This is a genomic window from Thermohalobacter berrensis (genome assembly GCF_003609645.1).
GTDB lineage: Bacteria > Bacillota > Clostridia > Tissierellales > Thermohalobacteraceae > Thermohalobacter > Thermohalobacter berrensis.
Genome location: NZ_MCIB01000036.1, coordinates 66546 through 89699 on the forward strand (window position 1 = coordinate 66546; position 23154 = coordinate 89699).

The 23154-nt window shown below is 29.8% G+C and carries 23 protein-coding genes; 22 read left to right on the forward strand and 1 reads right to left on the reverse strand.

The window, feature by feature from the left end; all coding sequences use genetic code 11:
- The first annotated feature begins 100 nt into the window (after positions 1–100).
- Positions 101–1216: a M20/M25/M40 family metallo-hydrolase gene (locus BET03_RS11085; protein WP_120170338.1), complete on the forward strand. Its 1116-nt coding sequence runs from the start codon at positions 101–103 to the stop codon at positions 1214–1216.
- A 210-nt stretch (positions 1217–1426) separates the two neighbouring features.
- Positions 1427–1993: an ANTAR domain-containing response regulator gene (locus BET03_RS11090; protein WP_120170340.1), complete on the forward strand. Its 567-nt coding sequence runs from the start codon at positions 1427–1429 to the stop codon at positions 1991–1993.
- Positions 1994–2027: 34 nt separating this feature from the next.
- Here BET03_RS11090 and BET03_RS11095 read toward each other — a convergent pair whose 3' ends face one another.
- On the reverse strand, positions 2028–5435 hold the full coding sequence (locus BET03_RS11095; RefSeq protein WP_120170342.1) for a 5'-nucleotidase C-terminal domain-containing protein: 3408 nt from the start codon (positions 5433–5435) through the stop codon (positions 2028–2030).
- A 217-nt stretch (positions 5436–5652) separates the two neighbouring features.
- Here BET03_RS11095 and BET03_RS11100 point away from each other — a divergent pair, with 217 nt between their 5' ends.
- The 20 genes from BET03_RS11100 to BET03_RS11195 all read left to right on the forward strand — a co-directional run bounded on the left by BET03_RS11100 (position 5653) and on the right by BET03_RS11195 (position 23089).
- Positions 5653–6252 carry a hypothetical protein gene (locus BET03_RS11100; RefSeq protein ID WP_120170344.1) on the forward strand — a complete coding sequence of 200 codons (600 nt, stop codon included), beginning with the start codon at positions 5653–5655 and terminating at the stop codon, positions 6250–6252.
- 60 nt (positions 6253–6312) lie between these two features.
- Positions 6313–6579, forward strand: a complete 267-nt coding sequence (locus tag BET03_RS11105; protein ID WP_120170346.1) for a hypothetical protein — start codon at positions 6313–6315, stop codon at positions 6577–6579.
- A 245-nt stretch (positions 6580–6824) separates the two neighbouring features.
- A complete protein-coding gene (locus tag BET03_RS11110; protein WP_120170348.1) occupies positions 6825–8102 on the forward strand; it encodes an NAD(P)H-hydrate dehydratase in 1278 nt (425 codons plus the stop codon).
- Between the two features lie 81 nt (positions 8103–8183).
- Positions 8184–8807 (forward strand): LolA family protein, encoded by a 624-nt coding sequence (locus tag BET03_RS11115; protein WP_120170350.1) that lies wholly within the window; start codon positions 8184–8186, stop codon positions 8805–8807.
- A gap of 34 nt (positions 8808–8841) precedes the next feature.
- On the forward strand, positions 8842–10017 hold the full coding sequence (gene alr / locus BET03_RS11120) for an alanine racemase (RefSeq protein WP_120170352.1): 1176 nt from the start codon (positions 8842–8844) through the stop codon (positions 10015–10017).
- A 257-nt stretch (positions 10018–10274) separates the two neighbouring features.
- Positions 10275–10550 (forward strand): CopG family ribbon-helix-helix protein, encoded by a 276-nt coding sequence (locus BET03_RS11125; RefSeq protein WP_120170355.1) that lies wholly within the window; start codon positions 10275–10277, stop codon positions 10548–10550.
- 2 nt (positions 10551–10552) lie between these two features.
- A complete protein-coding gene (locus BET03_RS11130) occupies positions 10553–10903 on the forward strand; it encodes a type II toxin-antitoxin system PemK/MazF family toxin (protein WP_120170357.1) in 351 nt (116 codons plus the stop codon).
- Between the two features lie 306 nt (positions 10904–11209).
- A complete protein-coding gene (locus BET03_RS11135) occupies positions 11210–11770 on the forward strand; it encodes a hypothetical protein (protein ID WP_120170359.1) in 561 nt (186 codons plus the stop codon).
- 227 nt (positions 11771–11997) lie between these two features.
- Entirely contained in the window at positions 11998–13125 is a 1128-nt protein-coding gene (locus BET03_RS11140) for a glycosyltransferase family 4 protein (protein WP_120170361.1), read from the forward strand.
- Positions 13125–13613: a DUF4330 domain-containing protein gene (locus BET03_RS11145; protein ID WP_120170363.1), complete on the forward strand. Its 489-nt coding sequence runs from the start codon at positions 13125–13127 to the stop codon at positions 13611–13613. The genes BET03_RS11140 and BET03_RS11145 overlap by 1 nt, the downstream gene beginning before the upstream one ends.
- A gap of 17 nt (positions 13614–13630) precedes the next feature.
- On the forward strand, positions 13631–14035 hold the full coding sequence (locus BET03_RS11150; protein WP_120170365.1) for a hypothetical protein: 405 nt from the start codon (positions 13631–13633) through the stop codon (positions 14033–14035).
- On the forward strand, positions 14035–15279 hold the full coding sequence (locus tag BET03_RS11155; RefSeq protein WP_207666069.1) for an O-antigen ligase family protein: 1245 nt from the start codon (positions 14035–14037) through the stop codon (positions 15277–15279). The genes BET03_RS11150 and BET03_RS11155 overlap by 1 nt, the downstream gene beginning before the upstream one ends.
- Before the next feature lie 13 nt (positions 15280–15292).
- Positions 15293–16396: a polysaccharide pyruvyl transferase CsaB gene (gene csaB / locus BET03_RS11160; protein ID WP_120170367.1), complete on the forward strand. Its 1104-nt coding sequence runs from the start codon at positions 15293–15295 to the stop codon at positions 16394–16396.
- 5 nt (positions 16397–16401) lie between these two features.
- On the forward strand, positions 16402–17163 hold the full coding sequence (locus BET03_RS11165) for a WecB/TagA/CpsF family glycosyltransferase (RefSeq protein ID WP_120170369.1): 762 nt from the start codon (positions 16402–16404) through the stop codon (positions 17161–17163).
- Positions 17164–17197: 34 nt separating this feature from the next.
- Entirely contained in the window at positions 17198–18061 is an 864-nt protein-coding gene (locus tag BET03_RS11170; RefSeq protein ID WP_120170370.1) for a YitT family protein, read from the forward strand.
- A 12-nt stretch (positions 18062–18073) separates the two neighbouring features.
- Positions 18074–18895 (forward strand): transketolase, encoded by an 822-nt coding sequence (locus BET03_RS11175; RefSeq protein ID WP_120170371.1) that lies wholly within the window; start codon positions 18074–18076, stop codon positions 18893–18895.
- Positions 18895–19833: a transketolase family protein gene (locus tag BET03_RS11180; RefSeq protein ID WP_120170372.1), complete on the forward strand. Its 939-nt coding sequence runs from the start codon at positions 18895–18897 to the stop codon at positions 19831–19833. Before BET03_RS11175 ends, BET03_RS11180 begins: the two co-directional genes overlap by 1 nt.
- A gap of 138 nt (positions 19834–19971) precedes the next feature.
- The gene (locus BET03_RS11185) at positions 19972–21258 is read left to right on the forward strand and encodes a glycoside hydrolase family 18 protein (protein WP_120170373.1); all 1287 of its coding nucleotides are present in this window, start codon (positions 19972–19974) and stop codon (positions 21256–21258) included.
- A gap of 152 nt (positions 21259–21410) precedes the next feature.
- Positions 21411–21854: a protease complex subunit PrcB family protein gene (locus tag BET03_RS11190; protein WP_120170374.1), complete on the forward strand. Its 444-nt coding sequence runs from the start codon at positions 21411–21413 to the stop codon at positions 21852–21854.
- A 134-nt stretch (positions 21855–21988) separates the two neighbouring features.
- Positions 21989–23089 (forward strand): LysM peptidoglycan-binding domain-containing protein, encoded by a 1101-nt coding sequence (locus tag BET03_RS11195; protein WP_120170375.1) that lies wholly within the window; start codon positions 21989–21991, stop codon positions 23087–23089.
- Positions 23090–23154: the final 65 nt, after the last annotated feature.

The following is a 23154-nucleotide window of genomic DNA, read 5'->3' on the forward strand; positions in this document are numbered from 1 at the left end:
CCTAGCAGTAGATTGCTAGGGTTTATATGTGTTTTAGTAACAATAGAGCCTTTAATTACAACTATAGTTTTTACAAAGTATTTATAAAAGGAGGAATATCATGGTACAGCAAGAAAGGTTAATACAGGAATTTTTGGAATTAGTAAAAATAAATAGTCATTCAGGCAAAGAAGGAAAAATTGCTAAGGTATTAATCGATAAATTAAAAGACTTAGGTCTTGAAGTAACTCAAGACAATGCAGGAGAAAAAGTAGGCGGGGAAACAGGTAATATTATTGCTCGTCTTAAAGGAAATAAAAAAGCTCCTGCCATTCTATTTAGTTGTCATATGGATACTGTTAAGCCAGGAGAAAATGTAAAACCTGTTATTAAGGATGGTGTTATATATAGTGATGGAACAACAGTTTTAGGTGCTGATAATAAAGCGGGTATTGCTGCTGTATTAGAAGGTCTTAGATTAATAAAAGAAAATAAAATAGCTCATGGAGATGTAGAGATAGTTTTTAGTATTTGGGAAGAAGGAGGCCTTTTTGGCTCAAAAAACCTTGATTATGATAAAGTTACAGCTAAATATGGTTTTGTACTTGACAGCGGAGGTTCACCAGGAGAAATAATTAATGTAGGACCTTGCCAGGATAAGATTAATGCTAAAATTGTAGGAAAGCCTTCCCATGCTGGAGTTGCCCCAGAAGAAGGAGTAAGTGCTATAATGATAGCTGCTAGAGCCATAAATAATATGAAATTACTTAGAGTTGATGAAGAAACAACAGCAAATATTGGCATTATTCAAGGAGGAGAAGCTACTAACGTTGTTACTCCAGAGGTGCATATTAAAGGGGAGGCAAGGAGTCTTAAGGAAGATAAACTAAGTGCACAAACTAATCACATGATTAAGGCTTTAAAAGAGTCAGCTGAATACTTTGGAGGTAAAGTAGAAATAGATGCTGAAAGGGTATATCCAGCTTTTACTATTGATGAAAATGATGAAATTATTATTAAAGTTAAGGAAGCTATGAGTAGAATTGGCATTAAAGGATATACAAAAGCTACTGGTGGTGGTAGTGATACAAATATTTTTAATGGAAATGGAATTAAATCTGTAAACTTGGGAATTGGTGAAAAGAAACCACATACACTAGAAGAACATATTTCTATTATCGACCTTGTAAATAGTGCTAAAATGGTGTATGAAATTATTAAAGTTTTTGGTGAATAAAAGATTAAATAAATACTTCTATGAAGAAGGATGTTTACATCGAAAGATGTTTGCACCCTTCTTTTTTTTATTGTTTTTTTCATGGTATAATATATAGAAATATTTTAATACAATGTTATTATAAAGACTAAATGTTAAAATACCTTAATTATATTAGAAATATTAATTATTAAATTGTATTTTTCTTTTAATTTAAAATGGGGTGGTATCTTGGACCGTTATAAAATAGTAGTTGCTGATAGTAGTGAAACCTCAAGAAAAAAGATAAAGGGAATATTAGCTAAAAGGGGTTATAAAGTATATGAAGCCAGTGATGGTGCTGGCGCTATAAGACTAACAAGAAGCACAAAACCAGATTTAGTGCTTATAGATACAAATATATGGGGAATTAGTAGCTATGATGCTGCAGAAATAATAGAAAAAGATAACCTAGCAACTGTAGTTTTTATTACTTCTAATCCAAATAAGGCATTTATAGATACTATAAAGAATATGAGTTTATTTGCATATATAACAAAGCCCATAAAGCCAGAACAACTATACCAAATAATTGACTTTGCACTTTTTAATTCTAGTAAAATAAAAAATCTTCAAAGTAGAGTAGAGAAACTAGAAACAAAACTTTCAGGGAGGAAGTTGATTGATAGAGCTAAGGGAATAATTATGGAAAAATTTGATATGACAGAAAATGAAGCCTATAAGTTTTTGCGGAAAAAAAGTATGGATAACTGTAAACCTATGGAGGAAGTTGCAAAGGAAATTATTAATAATGATTAGATAATATAAGGCAGCCTAAATGGCTGCCTTAAGTTTATTTTACAGGTATTAATATTTTTTGACCAGGAAATATTAAGTTTGGATTTTCTAACTTATTAAAGTTAGCTATTTTTTGCCATGTTAGACCAAACTTATTAGCGATTTTCCATAATACATCATTTGGTCTTACAATATATATTTCAGTTACTGGTTTAGTTTCTTCTTCATAAACTTTAACTCTACCATCTATTTTGGCACCTTCAGTTCCATATTTTTTAATGTAATTCATTACAACTTCATCAAGTCCTGGGTATTCAGCTACTATTTTATCATCTTTAAACATAGTATAGTTATCTCCACCAGCTGCAAGGAAGTCATTAGTAGCAACTTTATACGTTTTATCAGGGTTAATTGGTTTTCCATCTATTTTTACTTCTACTATTCTATTTCCTGCTTCTTTTGAAGGGTCAAATACAAATTCCATACCTGCAACATGAGGGAATGCACCTAGAGTTTCTGGATATGCTGATATACCATGTTCTAAAGCTGCTATTATATCAGAGCCTTTCATTTCTTTTACTACTACATAGTTTCCAAATGGTAATACAGTTATAATATCCCCCTTGGTAATTTTACCTGGTTCTATTGATGCTCTAATACCTCCACCATTAGTAAGGGCAACATCTGCACCGGATACTTCAAGCATAGCATCAGCAATAAGGTTTCCAAGATTAGTTTCACCGGTTCTAACAAATTGTCTTTCACCAATTAGTTTTTTATTGGTTTCACCAATTACTACTGAAAGAATTTTGTTATTTTCTTCTTTTATTGAAGTTACTACAGATAATATATCTTTATCCTCTTCTAAATCTTTAGCATCGGCTTTAGTAAATAATTTAGCTGATTTATATACTATCTTTCCATCTTCATAGACTAGATTTACTATACCTAAGTTTTTATCATATTCTCCAGTCTGTACGATTAGTGTATCATTTACCAGTTTGCCATTTGGAAGGGAAGTATGGCTATGACCGTCTACAATAATATCTATTCCATCAACTTTACTTGCTACAAGTTCACTAGTATATTTAGAAGACTTATCTAAACCTAAGTGACTTAATGCTACTACTATATCTACTTTATCCTTAAGTTCTTGAACCATTTCTTCAGCAGCCTTAACTGGGTCAGTAAACTTCAATCCTTTTACATTATTAGGATGTGTTTTATAAGTAGTTTCTGGTGTAGCAAGACCAAAGATTCCAACCTTAACACCATTTAATTCTTTTATTGTATATGGTTTTAAGAATTTACTTCCATCTTCTTTTTCAATATTTGCAGCCACTATAGGGAATTTAGCTTTATTTGATAATTCAGTAAGCCTTTCTTGCCCATAATTAAAATCATGATTTCCAGGAACCATTGCATCGTATCCAATACTATTCAGTATTTCTATAATACTTTCTCCCCTTGAAAGGGAAGCTATAGTTTGACCATGTAATGTATCTCCTGCATCAAGAAGTAATAGGTTTGGAGTTTTCTTTTTTAATTCTTTCACTTTTGTAGCTATTTTTGCAAATCCCATACCAGCATATTTACCTTCTTCAACCCTCGCATGGGTATCATTAGTGTGTGCTATTGTAATAGGAGTAGCTTTTATGTTATTCTCTTCAAGGATTTCTTGAGGAATTTTTCCTTCAGCAATTAGTTCATATACATTTAGTGACCTTACATTTGGAGTTCTTCCATCTTTAGAAGTAGGTATTTTCAATTTACCAGAATTAACCATATCAATTATTTCATCTCTTAATGGATGGTTCAAATCTGCACCTACAATTTCCCAATTATTATCTACTTCTGGTTCTATTGTTCCCTTTTCTTTTATATATTCTGCAATATAACTTCTTAATGAAACTGGGTCTGATTTAAAGTAAGGCTCATTACTGATAATACCTAGGCTCTTTAGTCCACCATATCTATAGTTATTAATTGCTAACTTAAATACTTGGTCATCTTTTACAGCCTTACCATTAAATTTTAAATCAACTATTCTTTGACCAGCAGGCTTTGAAATATCTATTTTGTATTCAACACCTGCAAACATATCATAATTATATCCTCTAATCTCTGGATTAAAGCTTATTGTTACATCTCCAGGTTTATATGTGTTAAAGTAAGCTGCTGACCATTCCATATAATCTTTTAATTCTTTTCCTGTAACCTCTACTGCATAAAGGGTATTAGGATATTTATATATATCAAAGATATCCTTATATGTTACATCACCTTTTTCAATATTTGAGGAAGACTTAAATAGTGCGGCAGCAGATATATCTGCACCTGTGTATTTTAATTGTACATTATTTATTAAATCTATTACTGCTGTATCCCTTACTTGAGCTTCGGGAATACCCTCAATTTCAGCCTTAGGATGGAAATCTCCTGTTGAGGTTCCAATTGGGTCTTTTAAAAATTCTAATGTGGATTCATGATACTTTTTAGCATAATCCTTTAATTCAAGTGATGCTTCTACACCTTTAGTCTCAATAAGTTCAACTTTTTTATCAACTACAGTCCAGGAATCTCCACTTTTCTTAAGGGTTAAATCAAATCTTACCACTTGATGTCCCTTATCATCTGCAGCCCCAACAGCAGTACCATTCATTATTTCAGCAATTTCCATATGGTCATGACCTATTAAAATAGCTTCTATTTCAGGAACTTCATTTATTACGTTTTTTACTGCATCTCCACCTGTAGGATGATGTCTTCCTTCAAGGCCTGCATGGGCAGTAGCTATTATTATGTCAACGTTTTCTTCCTCTTTAAGAATTTTTGCATATTTTTTGGCTTCTTCAGCCATTGGTTTAAATTCAAGACTGGTTACCTTTGGTCCATCCCATTGAGGGATATTTGGTGTGGTAAGTCCAATAATACCTACCTTTACTCCACCTATTTCTTTAACTAAATAAGGTTTAACAAAGTTTGAACCATCTTCTTTATTGTAAATATTGGCAGAAAGAATAGGGAAATTAGCTTCTTTAACCATCTTATGTATTAAATCTAGCCCAAAGTTAAATTCGTGGTTACCAAGTGTCATTGCATCATAACCCATGAAATTCATAACATCCATCATTGGGTTAGGCTTATCAAGGTTTAAGTTATATAAGTCATCTGTCAAAACTGTTCCTTGGATAGTGTCTCCATTATCTAGTAATAGTGTATTAGGATTTTCTTTTCTAACTTGTTTTACTATTGTGTAAACCTTTGCAAGTCCTACATCATCATCTTCAGCACCATCTTCATAACTCCAATCATATATATTACCGTGAATATCAGTAGTTCCTAAAACTGTTATTTTTACTGTTTCAGTTTCTTCAGCTGAGACCAAGTTAAGTGGTACAATAATGGAAATCACCATAATTATAGCTAAGAAAAGACTTAGCTTTTTAGAGTTTTTTAACATTTTCCATCCCCCTTTTTAGTTTTATTGAAAAAATACCCTATATTTCAAATATATACCTCTAAAATATAAAATAAAACAAAAATTAGTAAAAATTATACTTTCTTAAAACTGAAAATTAAGTTTTTAGATGTATAAAATATATTGGATATTTTAGTTAAAATATACTATTTAGTAAATAGATGAAATATAGTATAATTTCACTAGGGAGGAGTATAATATGTTTTCAAAAAATATTGAACTAGACTATGACATAGTAGTAAAAAATAAAGTACCTATATTAATACAAGATAAATCTTGGAAAAAGCTTTTTGGAGATGTTCAGGAAAAGGAAATAGTTAAATATAAAGAACAATTGAAAAGCCTAATAAAAGAAGAAATAGAAATAGAAAGAAAGCTTAACCAAGCTAATTCTAAAAAGAAAAGAATAATGGCAAAAATATTAAACACTTCTAATGAAATAAATAATAGGAATAATAAGAATAGTGTAAATAAACTTGATATTTTAAAGGAAGAAATCCATAATTTAAACGATGAAATAGACGAATTAACCTTTAGATTAGAAGTTCTACCAAGGGAGATTAGAATAACAAATTACAACTTATTGTTAGCTACAGTAAAATATGCATATAAAGAGTTAAAAATGGATCATAAAAAACTTGAAACAGCAAATGAAAAAATAGAAATACTAAGAAATCAACTAAGGGAACTTATAGAAGAAAAACACGAACATGAAGAAAAAATTAGTAATACTTATAGCTTTTTGCATGGAATATTAGGAAGCAAAGTAATGGAACAGTTAGATAAGCAGATGCTTTAATAAAATAGATTTTATGGTAAAATATAGTTATAAGTTAGTAAGTTATGAGAGGTAGATACAATGAATATAAAGACTATTATGTTTATAGCACTTATTTTTAGCGGACTAGAGATTTTTTTGAATATATTTACAATGCTTATACAAAAAATAGCATCTTTATTTAAGAAAGACTATAAGCTTAATCAAAAAGGAAAGGATGCTATAAAATTATTTGTTGTAGCAATATTCATGATATCAGTAATATATTTTTTAATTCAATTAGTAAAAATTCTTGCAATGTGGTTTGGAATTCCACTTGATAAAAGTATTTTAGATATTTTTAGATAGATATATGCTTAAATAAATCTACATATTTATGATATTTGTAATATACAAAAGTTTAAAAGCTGCTAACACAGCTTTTTTATTTTATAACAAAGTATGTTTGTCATAGTATTATAATGTCAAGGATGAAGTAATATAAATATAATTAAAATTTATTGATATATGTAATGGATTAGTAATATGAAAAAAGATAATACAGTTTGTTATAATAATTAATGAATACAGTATGAGGAAAAAGAGGTGCCTAAATGATTAGAGGAAATGGAGTAGATATAGTAAAAATAGATAGAATAAAAAAAATCATAGATAAAGGAAAAGGTTTTATTGAGAGGATATATAGTGATAGAGAAAAGAAATATTTAGAAAAAAGACAGTATAATATTAAAACTATTGCGGGATTATTTGCAGCGAAAGAAGCTGTAAGTAAAGTTTTAGGTACTGGTATTAGAGGATTTAGCTTTAAGGATATTGAAGTAATACATGATGAATTAGGTAAACCCTATATTAAGTTAAAGGGAAAAGCTTACGAATATGCTTTAAATAAAGGAATAAAGAATATACATATATCTATTAGCCATGATACCGATTATGCCATAGCATTTGCCCTAGCAGAAGGAATCGAAAATAAAGAATGTTTTAATAAAACTACTATTGATATTTTAAATAAGGGGAAAATATCAAACATAATACCACAAAGAAAAAAAGAAAGCCATAAAGGAACATATGGGAGAGTAGCTGTTATTGCAGGCAGCATTGGAATGAGTGGAGCAGCTTATCTTACTTCTATGGCTGCTTTAAAAAGTGGAAGTGGTTTAGTATATTCATTGGTTCCCAAATCTATAAGTCACATTTTAGAATTAAAGGCTACAGAGGTTATAGTTAAGCCACTACATGATAATAATACAGGACATTTATTAAAAGAAAATTTTTATAAAATAGATAATTTTGTTGAGAATATGGATGTAATTGCAGTTGGTCCAGGCTTAGGTGTTGATAATGAGAGGATTGAATTAATAAGAAATTTACTTTTAACAACAGATAAACCAATTGTTCTTGATGCAGATGGAATTAATTGTGTTTCAAAGGATAAAAATATATTAAAGAAAAGAAAAGGAATTACTGTAATTACTCCACATCCTGGTGAGCTTTCAAGATTACTTGATAAAAGTATAGATGATATACAGTCTGATAGGATAAATTATGCTAAATATACTTCAGAAGAATATGGAGTTATTACTGTATTAAAGGGGAATAATACTATTGTAACTAATCCTAAGGGTGAACTTTATATAAATCCAACTGGAAATCCAGGTATGGCTACAGCAGGTAGTGGAGATGTTTTAACAGGGGTAATAACTAGTTTTATAGGACAGGGGATAGAATCCATGGATGCAGCAATAGCTGGAGTGTTCATACATGGGTTAGCTGGAGATTTGGCATCTAAAATTAAAGGTGAATATGGAATTACTGCAACAGATATTTTAGAAAATATACCCTATAGCATAAAGAGTATATTTGAGGAATAAATATTTATAGATAAGACTCTTTTTTTAGCAATTGTAGTCAGAATTTTCGAAAAGTTGCGAGATTAGGGGGAAATCTCTATAATGAAACATCTCTATTTGATAATTATAATTCTTTCACTAATATTTATTACTGGTTGTAAAGAACCAACTAATGAAGAAATTTTTTATGAAGTTCAAAAGACCTATAATGTATTAGAAACCTATAGTTGCACTGCAACTGTTAAAATAAAAGGAGAAGATATAAGGATATATAAAGCAAAGCATAAATTTAAAAGACCTAATAAGTATGTTATAGAAATAATTGAACCAGAAGAAAGTAAAGGTCACATAACGATATGTAACGGTAAACAGGTATGGTTTTATCATCCCAAAATTGAAAAATCTATCCTCATAAGAGATCTTAAAGCTTCTCCTAAAGAAAATATGTTTATTGGATATTTTTTAAAGAATCTTTTTACGAATGAATATATTAGCTTAGAGTCCGAAAAAATAGGAGATTCTGAATATTTAATAATAACTACTGAAATGCCTGGAAATAGCAAGTATGGTAAATTTGAAAAACTATGGGTTAACAAGAAGAACTTTAATCCATTTAAGCTTGTAATTTTAAATGAAAATAAAGAAATTACAACTGAAGTAATCTATACAGATTACAAATCTAATATAAAATTGCCAGATAAAGTATTTAATATAGAGTCATATTAATTAAATATGATTATTAAACAAAGGGGGAAGTGGAATGGATACTTTAGAAAAGGTAAGGCCTGTATGGGCTGAAATTAATCTGGACAACTTAATACATAATTTAAATGAAGTAAAAAGAATAGTAAAGGAAGGAACACTTATAACAGCAGTTGTAAAGGCAGACGCATATGGACATGGTTCTATTATGGCAGCAAAAACTTTTTTAGAAAATGGTGCTGACAGACTAGCTGTTGCTACTCTTTCAGAAGCCATTGAGTTAAGAAATAATGGGATTAATGCTCCTATATTGATATTAGGGTATACCCCAACATCTCAAGCTGAAGAAGTAGTTAGTAACAATATTATACAGACAGTTTATACCTTTGAGCATGCTAAAAAAATTTCAAAGGCTGCGAAAAAGTTAGATAAAACAGGGAAGATTCATATAAAAATTGATACAGGAATGAGTAGAATTGGTTTTAAACCAAATGAATCTACTATTAATGATATTATCAAGATAACTGAACTAGATAACATTGAGATTGAAGGGATTTTTTCACATTTTGCAGTAGCAGACGAAAAAGATAAAACTTTTACAGAAAAACAGTTTCAAAAGTTTAATTGGTTAGTGGAAAGTTTAGAAGATAAGGGAATAGTTATACCTATTAAACATATTTCAAATAGTGCTGCAACAATTGATTTACCAGATTACAATCTAAATATGGTAAGACCTGGTATAATGCTATATGGTTTATATCCATCAGATGAGGTCAATAAAGAAAAGGTAAAATTAAAACCTGCAATGACTTTAAAAACTCATATTTCACATGTTAAACAAGTTTCAGAAGGAACGGGAGTTAGCTATGGACTTACCTTTACTACTGATAAAAAATCTACAATAGGAACTTTACCTATTGGATACGCAGATGGTTTTACGAGACTTCTTTCTAATAAAACAGAAGTGGCAATTAAAGGTAAAAGAGCACCAATTATTGGAAGAATCTGCATGGATCAATCTATGGTTGACTTAACTGATATAGAAAGAGTAAAACCAGGTGATGAAGTTATAATTATGGGAGATGGAAAAGATAATAGTCCCCATATAGACGAAATAGCTAAAATATTAGGAACAATTAATTATGAAGTTGTATGCATGGTAAGTAGAAGAGTTCCAAGGGTATATATTAAAAATGATAAAATAGTATGTATAAAGGACTATTTATTGGAATAATATAGATATTAGAAATAAGGTGACTTTTATTGACAGGCTTATAAAATGTAATATATAATCTTGTATATAGTGGCTTAATTAAGATAATATTAAATAATAAAAAGTCTTCTATTAAAGTAAAATATTTACAGGGTTGATTTTTTGAAACATATTATGGAAATTATATTTTTAATGGCGATATTTTAATAAATATAATTTCCTATATGTTATTTAATTTATTAAAATTATAAGTGACGCCTAAATCTGGAGGTGTACGAATGGCCGAGCTAAAGAAAATAATGGTAAGTTTACCAGATAATTTATTAAGGGAAATAGACGGAATTATTGCTAAGGAAAAAAAGGATAGAAATGAATTTATAAGGGAGGCCATGAAACTGTATTTGAGAGAGAAAAAAAGGATACAGACATTAGAAAAAATGAAAAACGGCTATTTAGAAATGAGTGAAATTAATGCATCATTAGCTGAAATGGGGCTGGAGGAAGATACTAAAGAATTATCTGTATATGAAGCTAAGTTGACGGGAAGTGAATAATAGTGAAAGTAAAAAGAGGAGATATATTTTATGCAGATTTAAGCCCCGTAATAGGCTCAGAGCAGGGTGGGGTAAGGCCTGTTCTAGTTATACAAAACGATATAGGCAACAAATATAGTCCAACAATTATTGTAGCTGCCATTACTTCACAGATTAATAAAGCAAAACTTCCAACTCATATAGAAATTAGTGCTAAAGATTATGGACTTCCTAAAGATTCAGTAGTATTATTAGAGCAGATAAGGACTATTGATAAGAAGAGACTAAGAGAGAGAGTTGGACAGTTTGACGAGCAAATGATGAAAAAAGTGGATGAATGTCTAAAAATTAGTTTAGGACTTATAGAGTTTTAAGAAGAGCGTGGAGTTATTCCAGGCTCTATTATATTTTGTGATAAATTTTTGTTAGTAGTTAGTAAAAATGCAGTTCCTAGTTCTTGGTTCTTAGATGTTAGTTAAAAACTAAGCTGTTAGTTTTTAGAGAAAATAAAGTTTGCTAGTTTTGGGTTTTGCTAAGAGGTAGGAACTAAGAGCTAATAACTGGATTTATAGTATATAATTTCCGACATATTTCCCGGGAAAATAGAAAGGATTTTTTCATTATTAGTCGAAAATATAAATTAAGATGGTAAACAGTATAGTAGCTAAGGAGGCAGTAAAATGAGTAGAAGAAAATTATTAATAGCAACATTAGCTATAATAGGAATTTTTATATTTACAGGAATAGGAATGGCAACAATATCTGAGCCTGGCTCTGAACAAGACCCACTAGTTACACAGAGTTATGTTGAAAAAAGAATTGAACAGATAAAATACTATATAGACCAAAAAATAGAAGAAGTACTTGGGACTGTAGATAGTAATAAAGCTGAAATTGAAAAACTAATAAATGAAAATAAAGAATTAAAAGATAAAATAGAAGCTATAGAAAATATAAAACAAACAGGGTCCTATGGGCTAGAGGTTGTTGAACTGAAGAATAGCCAAAAACTTATTGGAAAAGCAGGGACAGAAATAATATTAAGAGGAGGACAAGCTAAGGCTATAGCTGGAGAATTAGGAGGACTATCAGATGTAACTGGTGCTACAGATATTAAAATGAATCAATTGATTCCTGCTAACCATCTTTTAATAATACCAAGAAGTGATGGAAGAGGAGTTTATGCTGAAAAATATGCAATATTTATGGTAAGGGGAGAGTATGAAATAGTAGAAAATTAAAAGTTGAGAATTAGTGAGAATTAGAGGAAAGTAAATTAAATAAAGGTATTTAATTGAATTATGAGGGAATTTTAATCCCTCTTTTTTAGTTGCTATAAACAATTAAAGATAAAATATTGATTATAAAATAATTGTAAAACGCTTTGTGGAAACTACTATATTCATATGTTATAATTATATAGAAATTTTAATTGAGAGGAGGAAAGCTCTTAAGAGCCATAATATAAATGAAAATACTTCATCTAATTAGTGGAGGAGATACTGGTGGTGCTAAGACCCATGTATTATCTTTAATAAAAGGACTTAGCAACCATGTAGAAGTAAAACTTGTATGTTTCATAAAAGACCAGTTTTATATGGAAGGAAAAGAATTAGGAATAGATATAGAAGTTATTGAACAGGAAAAAAGATATGATCTTTCTATAATAAAAAAATTAGAAGATAAAATTAAAGATGAAAATTTCGATATAATCCACTGTCATGGGGCTAGAGCTAATTTTATAGGCATGCTTTTGAAGAGAAGAGTAAAAAAATGTTTTGTTACCACTGTACACAGTGACTATAAGTTAGATTTCAATGACAATATATACAAAAAATTTGTATATACTCCTTTAAATGCTATAGCTTTAAAATTTTTTGATTATTATATAGCTATCTCTAGTAATTTTAAAAATATGCTAATAGAGAGAGGGTTTGATAAAGAAAAAATTTTCACAGTATATAATGGAATTGACTTTAATAGACCGATAAATATAACTCCTAAAGAAGAATTTTTAAATAAATATGATATAGATTGTAAAGGGAAGAAAATTATAGGGATCATGGGAAGGCTTGACTTAGTAAAAAATCATGAAACGTTTATAGAAGCTGCTGGTAAATTAAGTGAAAAAAGAGATGATGTAATATATTTAATTGCTGGGGAAGGACCAGAAAAAGAAAAATTAATTTCCATGACAGAGTCTTTAAATATAAAAGACAAAGTATACTTTTTAGGTTTTGTTGATGAACCCTATTCTTTTTTCAATGCAATAGATATAAATGTACTGACTTCTAAGAGTGAAAGTTTTCCTTATGTTATTTTAGAAGGTGCTAGATTAAAGAAAACTGTTGTTAGCACTAATGTAGGTGGAATTGGAGACCTTATAGAAAATGATGTGAATGGATACTTGTTTCAAGTTGGAAATGTTGATGAATTAGTAAAATATATTGAAAAAATATTGAACGATAAAAATAAAATGGATAAAATGGGCCAGAGACTTCATGATATTGTTAAAGAAAAATTTTCTTTGGAAAGGATGGCTTTAGACCACTACAAAATATATAGAAAAATTGTGGAAAATAGGAGGTATTATTAATGAAATTTATTGATAATAAGGGAAGAGTTTTTGGAATTATTAATATAATAGATTTGACAGTACTACTAATAATAGGTTTGTTAATAGTAGGTGGAGGATATAAAATTTTAAACTCACAGCCTGAAGTCATTGAGGAAGGCCAAAAGGTATTAGTTGAACTAGAAATTAGTGATGTACGTAAGCCTACAGTAGATGGAATAAAGGAAGGGGACCTATTATATCATTATGATAGAGGACAAGTTTTTGGAAAAATAATCGAAAAAAAAGTAGAAAACTATAGAGAAGCAGTTCCAACAAGTGATGGAAAAGTTGTTATGGCTGAGGTACCAGAAAAATATACTGTAAAACTTGTTATAGAAGCTAAAGGAACTGTTACTGATAAGGTTATAATTGTAGGAGGAGAACATACAAGAATTGGTACTCAATTTAGAGTTAAAAATAGAAATATAGCTGTATTTGCAACAGTAACAGGCATGAAAGTTAAGTGATATTAGGAGATGATAGCGTGTATAATAGCTTTACAGTAAAGGTGCTTTTTAAATTATGGTATAAATTGGAAAGATTTTATGAGACCAGTTTATTAAGAAAAATTACTGATAATATAATAAAAACAATAATATTTCTATACAATAATTCTTTTATAGGATGTTTTATAAAGAGTGAAAAAAGCTTAATTGCAAGCAGTTTTATTTTTAAAATATATTGTAGACTGAATGATTTAATAATGACTTTTTCAAATTATTGTCGTAAAATCTTTAATAGTTACAAGAAGCATAGTTTGATTTATCGTTTTTTAATGAGGTTATCTGATAACAAGTTTATGATAAAAAAGGTATTAAAAAATAGTCTGATAGTAAGTATTGTTATTGATGTATTTACCATTGATGAAGAAACTGGAGGGGAACAATAGTGTTGAAATTAATAGGAGGGATTGTGGCAGCAATTCTCTCTATATATAACATAAATATAGGTATAATGTTAGTAATTTTTAGTTTACCTTTTGTATCAAAAATTAATTCACTAATGTTTGCAATATTTATTGTATGTGTTTTCTTATTTAAATTATTTTGTACCGAAAGATATTCTTTAAGAAAAAGTTTTTTAGATGTACCCATAATAGTTTATGTTATTATAATACTAATTACAACAGTTACTTCTTATAATCCTCAAGGAAGCTTCAGAGATTTAGCAATACATTTATCAGCTATAGGGCTGGTTTTTGTTATAGTAAATATAATAAAGAATAAAAATCAATTAAATATAATTTTAACAACATTTATTTTTACTGCAACAATTGTTGCCTTATATGGTCTTTACCAATATAAAGTCGGAGTTAAGATTGATGATGCCTGGGTAGATGTTGCTAATAATCCCAGTTTAAGAACTAGGATTTTTTCTGTTTTTGGTAATCCTAATATATTGGCTGAATACTTAATTATGGCAATACCAGTTTCCTTGTCATTTTTTTGGGTTTCAAAGAAGATTTATAAAAAGGCTATTTTTAGTTTGACAACAATAATTTTAACTTTAGCTTTAATTTTAACATTTTCTAGAGGTGGATGGTTAGGATTTGCGTTTAGCATGTTTATATTTGTTCTACTAATTGAGAAAAGGTTATTACTATCATTAATTCCTTTTGGAATAATTTCATTTTTTGCTATGCCTTCTTCTATACTTCATAGAATTATGACGATTGGAAATTTAAAAGATTCTTCTAATGCATATAGAATAAAAGTATGGGATATAACACTTGATATTATTAAAGATAACTGGATTTCAGGAGTCGGATTTGGATATATACCATTTAGAGAGACTTTTGTTAAGTATATAAGAACAATGAATGTTTATCATGCACATAACACTTATCTAGAAACAATGGCAGAACTAGGGATTGGTGGTCTAATAGTTTTACTAATTCTAATATTTATAAATTATAAATACTCTATATTAAACTTGATGAAAACAGAAGATAGATATATAAAAGTAATTTCAGCAGGAGTTTTAGCTGGTTTGTCTGCTATATTGTTTCATGGACTTGTTGAAAATATACTGTATTTGCCTAGAATAATAATAACCTTCTGGACTTTAATTGCATTTAATTTAGTCATTTTAAACATATCAAGTAGTAAAAGTAAGTGTAATAAATTAGATTAAAGGAGCTAAATTTATGAAAGAGAATAAGAAGATTATTATTTCTGGGTATTATGGTTTTGATAATAGTGGTGATGATGCTATATTAAAAGCCATAGTTAAGGACTTAAAATCTCAAAATAATAATATAGAGATAACCGCACTATCCAGAAAGCCTTTAGATACTAAGAAAAATTATAATATTAATGCAATAAATAGATTCAGTGTGATTGAAGTTATAAGAGGATTATATAACTGTGATATGTTGATAAGTGGAGGAGGCAGCTTATTACAGGATATAACTAGTACAAGATCTCTTATATATTATCTTGCACTAATATTTATTGCTAAATTTTTTAGAAAAAATGTAGTTATATATGCAAATGGTATAGGACCTATTAAGAAAAGAATTAACAAATTATTAACTAAAAAGGTTTTAAATAATGTTGACTTGATAACAGTAAGGGATTATAATTCTCAAAAAACGCTAAAAGAAATAGGAGTAGAAAATAAAAATGTTCATGTAACTTCAGACCCTGTATTTACTTTGCAACTTGCAAGTGAAAAAAGAATATTTCAAATATTAAAAGAAGAAGGTATTCCTACAGATAAGCCCTTAATAGGAGTAGCTGTTAGGGAATGGAAAAATAATAAAAAATTAAGAGAAGTTATATCTAGAGCTATAGATTATTTAAATGATAATTATAATGTAAACATAGTGTTATTACCTATGCATTATCCCAATGACCTTAAAATAAGCAAAGAAATAAAAAAATTAGCTAAAACTAAATGTTATATAATATCTAAAAAATATTCTGTAGAAGATGTAATGGGAATTATAAATAAACTGGAAATAATTATAGCTATGAGGCTTCATTCACTAATATATGCGGCTACACAGGCAGTTCCAATGGTAGGAATTGTCTATGACCCAAAAGTAAAGGGATTTTTAGATCAAGTTGGGCTAGAAACTGGTTGTAATGTAGATGATTTAGAGGTTGTGGATTTGTGCACAATTATTGATGATGTTTGGAATAATAGAAAACAAATAAAAAATAAATTAATAAAAGTTAAGAAAGAATTAAAAGAAAAAGCTTATGATAATGTTAAGATGGTTATGAAGCTGTTAGAGAGTAGGTGATTAATATGCCTTCTTTTATAAAAATAATGGATGTAAAGATTAATAATATAACTTTGAAAAAGGCAGTAGATAAAGTAAATAAATTTTTAAATGGTAAAGATACTAAAGTTATATATACCCCTAATACTGAGGTAGTTATGATAGCAAAGGATGATGATAAATTAAAGACTATATTGAATGATGGTGATTTAACTATTCCTGATGGTATAGGATTAGTTTATGCCTCAAAAATTAAGAAAAGACCTCTTGCAGAAAGGGTAACAGGTTATGATTTATCAGTAGAAATGATTAAACTAGCTAATAAAAAGGGATATAGTTTGTTTTTATTAGGTGGAGAAAAAGGAGTAGCTAAAAGAGCTAGTGAAAGGTTAAAGAATATATATCCTAATTTAAACATTGCTGGAGTTCATCATGGTTATTTTAAAGGAACTCATATTGGTTATAAAAATCATGAAGATGAAAAAAAAGTAATTGAAATAATAAATAAATCAAATGCAGATATTTTATTTGTAGGTTTTGGAGCCCCAAAACAAGAAAAATGGATTCATGAGAACAAAGATAAACTTAACTGTAAAGTAATTATTGGTAATGGAGGTACTATTGATGTATTAGCTGGAAAAGTGAAAAGGGCTCCTAAAGTTTATCAAAAACTTGGATTAGAATGGCTTTACAGACTCATAAAAGAACCTTGGAGAATTAAAAGACAAATGGTATTACCTTTATTTATGCTACATGTATTATTTTCTAGAAAAAATATTGTTAAGTAATGCAAGAAGAATTCAGGGGGAAGGAGGAGTAGTAATGAAAATAGTAACAAAACATTGGTATAACTATGTAATTGAATATGTAGGTATTTCATTAGGTACAGCAATTATGGCAATTTCATTAAAAATGTTCCTTGACCCTAATACTATTGCACCAGGTGGTGTTACTGGATTAGCTATAGTTATAAAGAAACTTACTGGTATTCCTATAGATATAACAAACTTAGTAGTTAATATACCATTATTTATTGCGGGCATCATTATATTAGGAAAAGCCTTTGGAGCAAAAACATTATATGGTACCTTGGCACTATCATTTTTTATTAGGATGTTTCCAGCCGCTAATTTAACAAATGACTTATTATTAGCTGCAGTATTTGGTGGAGTACTTATGGGATTAGGATTAGGTTTAGTTTTTAAGTTTGGTGGTACTACAGGGGGAACAGACTTAGCAGGGGCTATACTTAATAAATTTTTCCCTAATTTTAGTACAGCAACTTTAATGATGGTAATAGATTTATTTGTTGTAACAATAGCTGGTGTAGTGGATAAAAAAATAGAGACTTCATTATATTCAGTTATAGCATTATACATAATAGTTAAAGTTATAGATATAATACTAGAAGGTATAGGTTATGCAAAAGCATTCTTTATTATATCCAATACCCCAGATAAAATAGGAGAAACTATTATATCAGCACTAGGTAGAGGGGTTACTGTATTAAAAGGTATGGGAATGTATACAGGGCAAAGTAGAGATGTACTATTATGTGTAGTAAATAGATCACAGATAGTTAAACTTAAAGAAATAGTACATCAAATTGATAGTAATGCCTTTGTTATGGTAGCAGATATTCATGAGGTATTAGGTGAAGGATTTAAAGAAATTAAAACTGATTAGGAGGTCTGTAATATGGATAATTATCAAGAGCTTAAAGAAACAGCCAACAGGTTAAGAAAAGACATAATTAAAATGATTAATGAAGCAGGTTCAGGGCATCCTGGAGGCTCATTATCAGCATGTGAAATTGTAACTGCCCTTTATTTTAAAGAAATGAAAATTGATCCTAAGAGACCTAACTGGGAAAATAGGGATAGGTTTGTATTGTCTAAAGGTCATGCTGCACCAGTATTATATGCTGCTTTAGCAGAGAAAGGATATTTTCCTAAAGAAGAACTAATGAAATTAAGAAAAACTGGAGAAATGCTTCAAGGACACCCAGATATGAAGGGAACTCCAGGTGTTGAAATGTCAACAGGTTCATTAGGACAGGGATTGGCTTGTGCAAATGGAATGGCTCTAGCAGGTAAATTAGATGGAAAGGATTATAGAGTCTATGCTTTAATTGGTGATGGGGAAGTTCAAGAAGGTATGATATGGGAAGCAGCTATGTTTGCTGCACATTATAAGCTAGATAATCTGACTGTATTTTTAGACCACAATGGATTACAAATTGATGGAGAAAATAAAGAGGTTATGAATATAGAGCCTATTGATAAAAAATGGGAAGCCTTTGGATGGCAAGTAATAACAATAAACGGGCATGATTTTGAAGAAATATTTAAAGCAATAGAAGAAAGTAAAAATACTAAAGGGAAGCCAACTATTATAATTGCTAATACTGTAAAAGGAAAAGGCGTTTCATTTATGGAGAATGAAGTAGGATGGCACGGTTCTGCTCCAAACGATGAGGAAGCAGAAAAGGCTATCATAGAGCTTGGAGGTGAAAAATAATGGCAAATAAAGCAACAAGAGATGCATACGGTGAGGCTTTAAAGGAATTAGGAAAGAAAAACAAGGATATTGTAGTTTTAGATGCAGATTTATCTAAATCTACTAGAACAGCCAAATTTAAAGAAGATTACCCTAATAGATTTTTAAATGTAGGTATAGCAGAACAGAATCTTATTGGTACTTCTGCAGGTCTAGCAGCTGCTGGTAAGATACCTTTTGCAAGTACATTTGCAGTTTTTGCAACTGGACGTGCATATGAGATAATTAGAAATTCTGTTGCCTATCCAAAACTTAATGTAAAGGTGGCAGCTACCCATGCAGGTTTAACAGTAGGAGAAGATGGGGCTAGTCATCAAGCTTTAGAAGATTTAAGTTTAATGAGAAGTCTTCCAAATATGGTAGTAATAAACCCTGCGGATGCAGTAGAGGCAAAGGAAGCTGTATTAAAGGCAGCAGAATATGTTGGACCAGTATATATAAGGTTGGGTAGAAGTAAAGTTCCTGTAATTTATGATGAAAATAATTATGAATTTGAAATTGGAAAGGGAATTTTAGTTGAAGACGGAACTGATGCAACTATAATAGCTACAGGAATAATGGTTTCAATTGCTCTTCAAGCAAGAGATGAATTATTAAAGGATGGAATAAATGTAAGAGTTATAGATATACATACACTAAAACCTATAGATAAAGATATTATAGTAAAAGCAGCTAAGGAGACTGGTGCAATAGTAACTGCAGAAGAACATAATATAATAGGTGGTCTTGGAAGTGCAGTGTCTGAAGTACTTGTTGAAAACTATCCAGTGCCGATGGAAAGAATAGGAGTAAAAGATACCTTTGGAGAGTCAGGTAAATCAGATGAATTATTAGAAAAGTACGGACTTACTTCAAGTGATTTAGTAGAAGCAGTAAAAAGAGTTGTAAAAAGGAAATAAATAAAAGCAATTTAAAATTAAAAAGTAGCGCGGACTTAAGTCTGGGCTACTTTTTAATTTATAAAATTTTATTTTATTAGCACTAATCCCTTTTCTCATGAATAAATTAATAATAGTTATGAGGAAAGGGGGTATAAAATGGAAATACATGTAGTTAGGCCTGGTGAATCTTTATGGGCCATTGCTAGAAGATATGGAGTAAGTGTTCAAAACATTATTGACGCAAATGGAATACAAGATTTGCCTTATCTAGTACCAGGTCAAGCATTAATAATTCCAGGTATAGAAGCAACTTATACAGTTCAACCAGGAGATAGCCTTTGGGCAATAAGTCAAAGGTATGGAGTTACTGTTGAGAGTATACTAGATGTAAATAATATAGCAAATCCTAGCCTTATTTATCCGGGAATGGTTATTAAAATTCCGGCACAGGCAAATCAGTATGGAACAATAGAAGTAAACGCCTATATAGAACCAACTTCTCCAGAAAGAGAAAGAGAAATAATTAATGAAGTAGGGCAATATTTAACGTATATAAGTCCTTTTAGTTATCAGGTTAATGAAGAAGGGAATCTAAATCCAATTGATGATGAGACTATTTTAAATACTGCTAGACAATATGATATAGCTCCACTAATGGTCATAACAAATTTTAGAAATGGGAACTTTGATTCTCAATTAGCCCATACAATTCTAACGAATGAAAATGTTCAACAGAACCTAATAAATAATGTACTTCAAACTATGGAAAATAAAGGTTATTATGGACTCAATATAGATTTTGAGAGAATTCCACCAGATGATAGAGAATTATACAATAATTTCTTAAGGAAAGTAGTACAACAATTAAGACCTGAAGGATATGTGGTATCAACAGCACTTGCTCCTAAGCCATATGATATTAGAACAGGTGCATGGCATGGGGCCCATGATTATCAAGCTCATGGTGAGATAGTTGATTTTGTAATATTGATGACTTATGAATGGGGTTGGTCAGGAGGTCCACCATTAGCAGTTGCACCTATTAATAGAGTACGCGAAGTGGTTGATTATGCAGCTTCAGTAATACCACCAGAGAAAATTATACTTGGAATGCCTTTATATGGATATGATTGGAGGTTACCTTATACTCCAAGAGGAGATTGGGCACAACGTGTAAGTCCAAAAGAGGCAGTAGAAATAGCTGCAAGATATGGAGCAGTAATTAATTATGATCAAGAATCTCAAGCACCATATTTTTATTATGTAGATGAAGAAGGACGAAGACATGTAATTTGGTTTGAAGATGTAAGAAGTGTTATGGCAAAATTTAATCTTGTAAATGAATATGGATTAAGGGGAGTAAGCTATTGGGTATTAGGAGTACCTTTCCCACAAAACTGGCAGGCTTTAGACGCTATGTTTAATATTGAAAAATTAGTCTAAAATATTTTTTTATTGTATATAAATAGCGAAGAATTTATTCTTCGCTATTTATAGTTAATTATTTTTATATTATATTTAAATTATTGTTCCTTTTATCATAAAATATAAAAAATAAGAATAATATTTATAGAGAAAGTAAAAGGGGGGATTTGGTGAAAAGGGCTTGGATAATAGGGATAATTTTAGTAGTTGTGATTGTATTAGGAGTAATTTTTATCCCAAAACTACTTTCAAATGAAGGTGGGAGTACAGTGGAATTTCAAGAACTAGAAAAGAAAGAAATACCTGAAAAGATAAAAGATTTATTACCTAAATATAAAGCTGAAGAGAGAGCATTGGCATGTAAGGTGGATGAAAGTGTATATGTTATAGTTACCAGAGGAGAAAAAATGACAGCAGGCTATTCAGTTACTATAGATAAAATAGAAAAAGTTGACCAAGAAAATGGTTATAAACTTGTAGTTTATGCCAAATATAAAGATCCTAAACCAGATGAAATAGTTGCACAGGTTATTACATATCCTACTGTTGTTGTAAAGACAAATCTTGAAGAATTACCAGATAAAATTGAATTAAAAAGTGAGTATATAAACTAAGGTCATCAGTCTTAAAGGCTGATGATTTTGGTTTTTTGACCATAAATTACATAAAGGAAATTTTGATGATATATAGAAAATTTATATTGTGTGTATATTTATACATACATTACTTTTGTATAAGGAGGAAAAGTATGAAAAACAAGTTGAAAAAAATAATAGTTAGTACAATTGCTGCTTCTTTAATAGGAACTTCAGCAACTGCTTATGCATGGACTTATGAAGTTAAATCAGGAGATACTTTTTGGAAAATAAGCCAAAGGTATGGAGTGAGTCTGGACAAGCTAATGGAGTCTAATAATGCTACTGAAAATACTATTTTATATGTAGGGCAAAAGTTAACTATACCTGATAATAATGATTACTTTTATTATGAAGTAAAAAGTGGAGATACTCCGTATCTTATAAGTGAAAAGTTTGGAATTTCCTTGGAAAATCTTTTAAGTTTAAATAATTTAAATCAATATTCAATTATTTATCCAGGAGATAAATTAAAAATACCAGCTTCTAATAAAAGTACAGCTAATATTACTAACAGTACGCCTAGTACTTTTATACCTGAGCAGCCTAGAACTTATATTACTTATAAAGAACATACTGTACAACCAGGTGATAATTTTTGGACTTTAAGTTTAAAGTATGGAGTACCTGTAAAAGAACTATTAAAAGTTAATAATGCTGATACAAATACTAGATTATATGTAGGAGATACAGTTACTATCCCAGTACACAATGTACCTGAAATGGAAAGGGCAGGAGAAAAATATGGGGAATATTTAGATTGGTGGAATGGTGCTCAATATGTAATTCCTATAGGTGCTACTATAAAAGTAATTGATTTCTATACAGGTAAATCTTTTATGGCTAAAAGAACCACTGGTGCAAGCCATGCTGATGTTGAAGCATTAACTAAAGAGGATACCGAAAAGTTAAAAGATATTTGGGGTGGAAATTTTAGTTGGGTAAGAAGACCAGTTATAGTTGAATACAACGGTAGAAAAATTGCTGCAAGTGCCTCAGGAATGCCCCATGCAGGAAATGATTCAGATAGGGGAGGTTACTATACTAGTTGGAGAAGTGGAGATTATGGTCCAGGAATAAACCTAGATTATGTTAAAAATAATGGCATGAATGGTCATTTTGATATTCACTTTTTAAACAGTCAAAGACATAAAGATGGAAAAGTAGATGAAAAACATCAAGAAAATGTGAAAATAGCTGCAGGTATAAGATAATCACAGGTAACTTTTTCCACCTCCACAACATATAAAAAATAATAAGTATATACTTAACTTCCGGG

Coding starts and splice junctions, on each gene's coding strand:
- BET03_RS11110 (WP_120170348.1), top strand. CDS start 6,825: ATGATTAGAGGAAATGGAGTAGATATAGTAAAAATAGATAGAATAAAA.
- BET03_RS11145 (WP_120170363.1), top strand. CDS start 13,125: ATGAAATTTATTGATAATAAGGGAAGAGTTTTTGGAATTATTAATATA.
- BET03_RS11140 (WP_120170361.1), top strand. CDS start 11,998: ATGAAAATACTTCATCTAATTAGTGGAGGAGATACTGGTGGTGCTAAG.
- BET03_RS11170 (WP_120170370.1), top strand. CDS start 17,198: ATGAAAATAGTAACAAAACATTGGTATAACTATGTAATTGAATATGTA.
- BET03_RS11165 (WP_120170369.1), top strand. CDS start 16,402: ATGCCTTCTTTTATAAAAATAATGGATGTAAAGATTAATAATATAACT.
- csaB (WP_120170367.1), top strand. CDS start 15,293: ATGAAAGAGAATAAGAAGATTATTATTTCTGGGTATTATGGTTTTGAT.
- BET03_RS11105 (WP_120170346.1), top strand. CDS start 6,313: ATGAATATAAAGACTATTATGTTTATAGCACTTATTTTTAGCGGACTA.
- BET03_RS11135 (WP_120170359.1), top strand. CDS start 11,210: ATGAGTAGAAGAAAATTATTAATAGCAACATTAGCTATAATAGGAATT.
- alr (WP_120170352.1), top strand. CDS start 8,842: ATGGATACTTTAGAAAAGGTAAGGCCTGTATGGGCTGAAATTAATCTG.
- BET03_RS11115 (WP_120170350.1), top strand. CDS start 8,184: ATGAAACATCTCTATTTGATAATTATAATTCTTTCACTAATATTTATT.
- BET03_RS11085 (WP_120170338.1), top strand. CDS start 101: ATGGTACAGCAAGAAAGGTTAATACAGGAATTTTTGGAATTAGTAAAA.
- BET03_RS11185 (WP_120170373.1), top strand. CDS start 19,972: ATGGAAATACATGTAGTTAGGCCTGGTGAATCTTTATGGGCCATTGCT.
- BET03_RS11125 (WP_120170355.1), top strand. CDS start 10,275: ATGGCCGAGCTAAAGAAAATAATGGTAAGTTTACCAGATAATTTATTA.
- BET03_RS11195 (WP_120170375.1), top strand. CDS start 21,989: ATGAAAAACAAGTTGAAAAAAATAATAGTTAGTACAATTGCTGCTTCT.
- BET03_RS11100 (WP_120170344.1), top strand. CDS start 5,653: ATGTTTTCAAAAAATATTGAACTAGACTATGACATAGTAGTAAAAAAT.
- BET03_RS11175 (WP_120170371.1), top strand. CDS start 18,074: ATGGATAATTATCAAGAGCTTAAAGAAACAGCCAACAGGTTAAGAAAA.
- BET03_RS11180 (WP_120170372.1), top strand. CDS start 18,895: ATGGCAAATAAAGCAACAAGAGATGCATACGGTGAGGCTTTAAAGGAA.
- BET03_RS11095 (WP_120170342.1), bottom strand. CDS start 5,435: ATGTTAAAAAACTCTAAAAAGCTAAGTCTTTTCTTAGCTATAATTATG.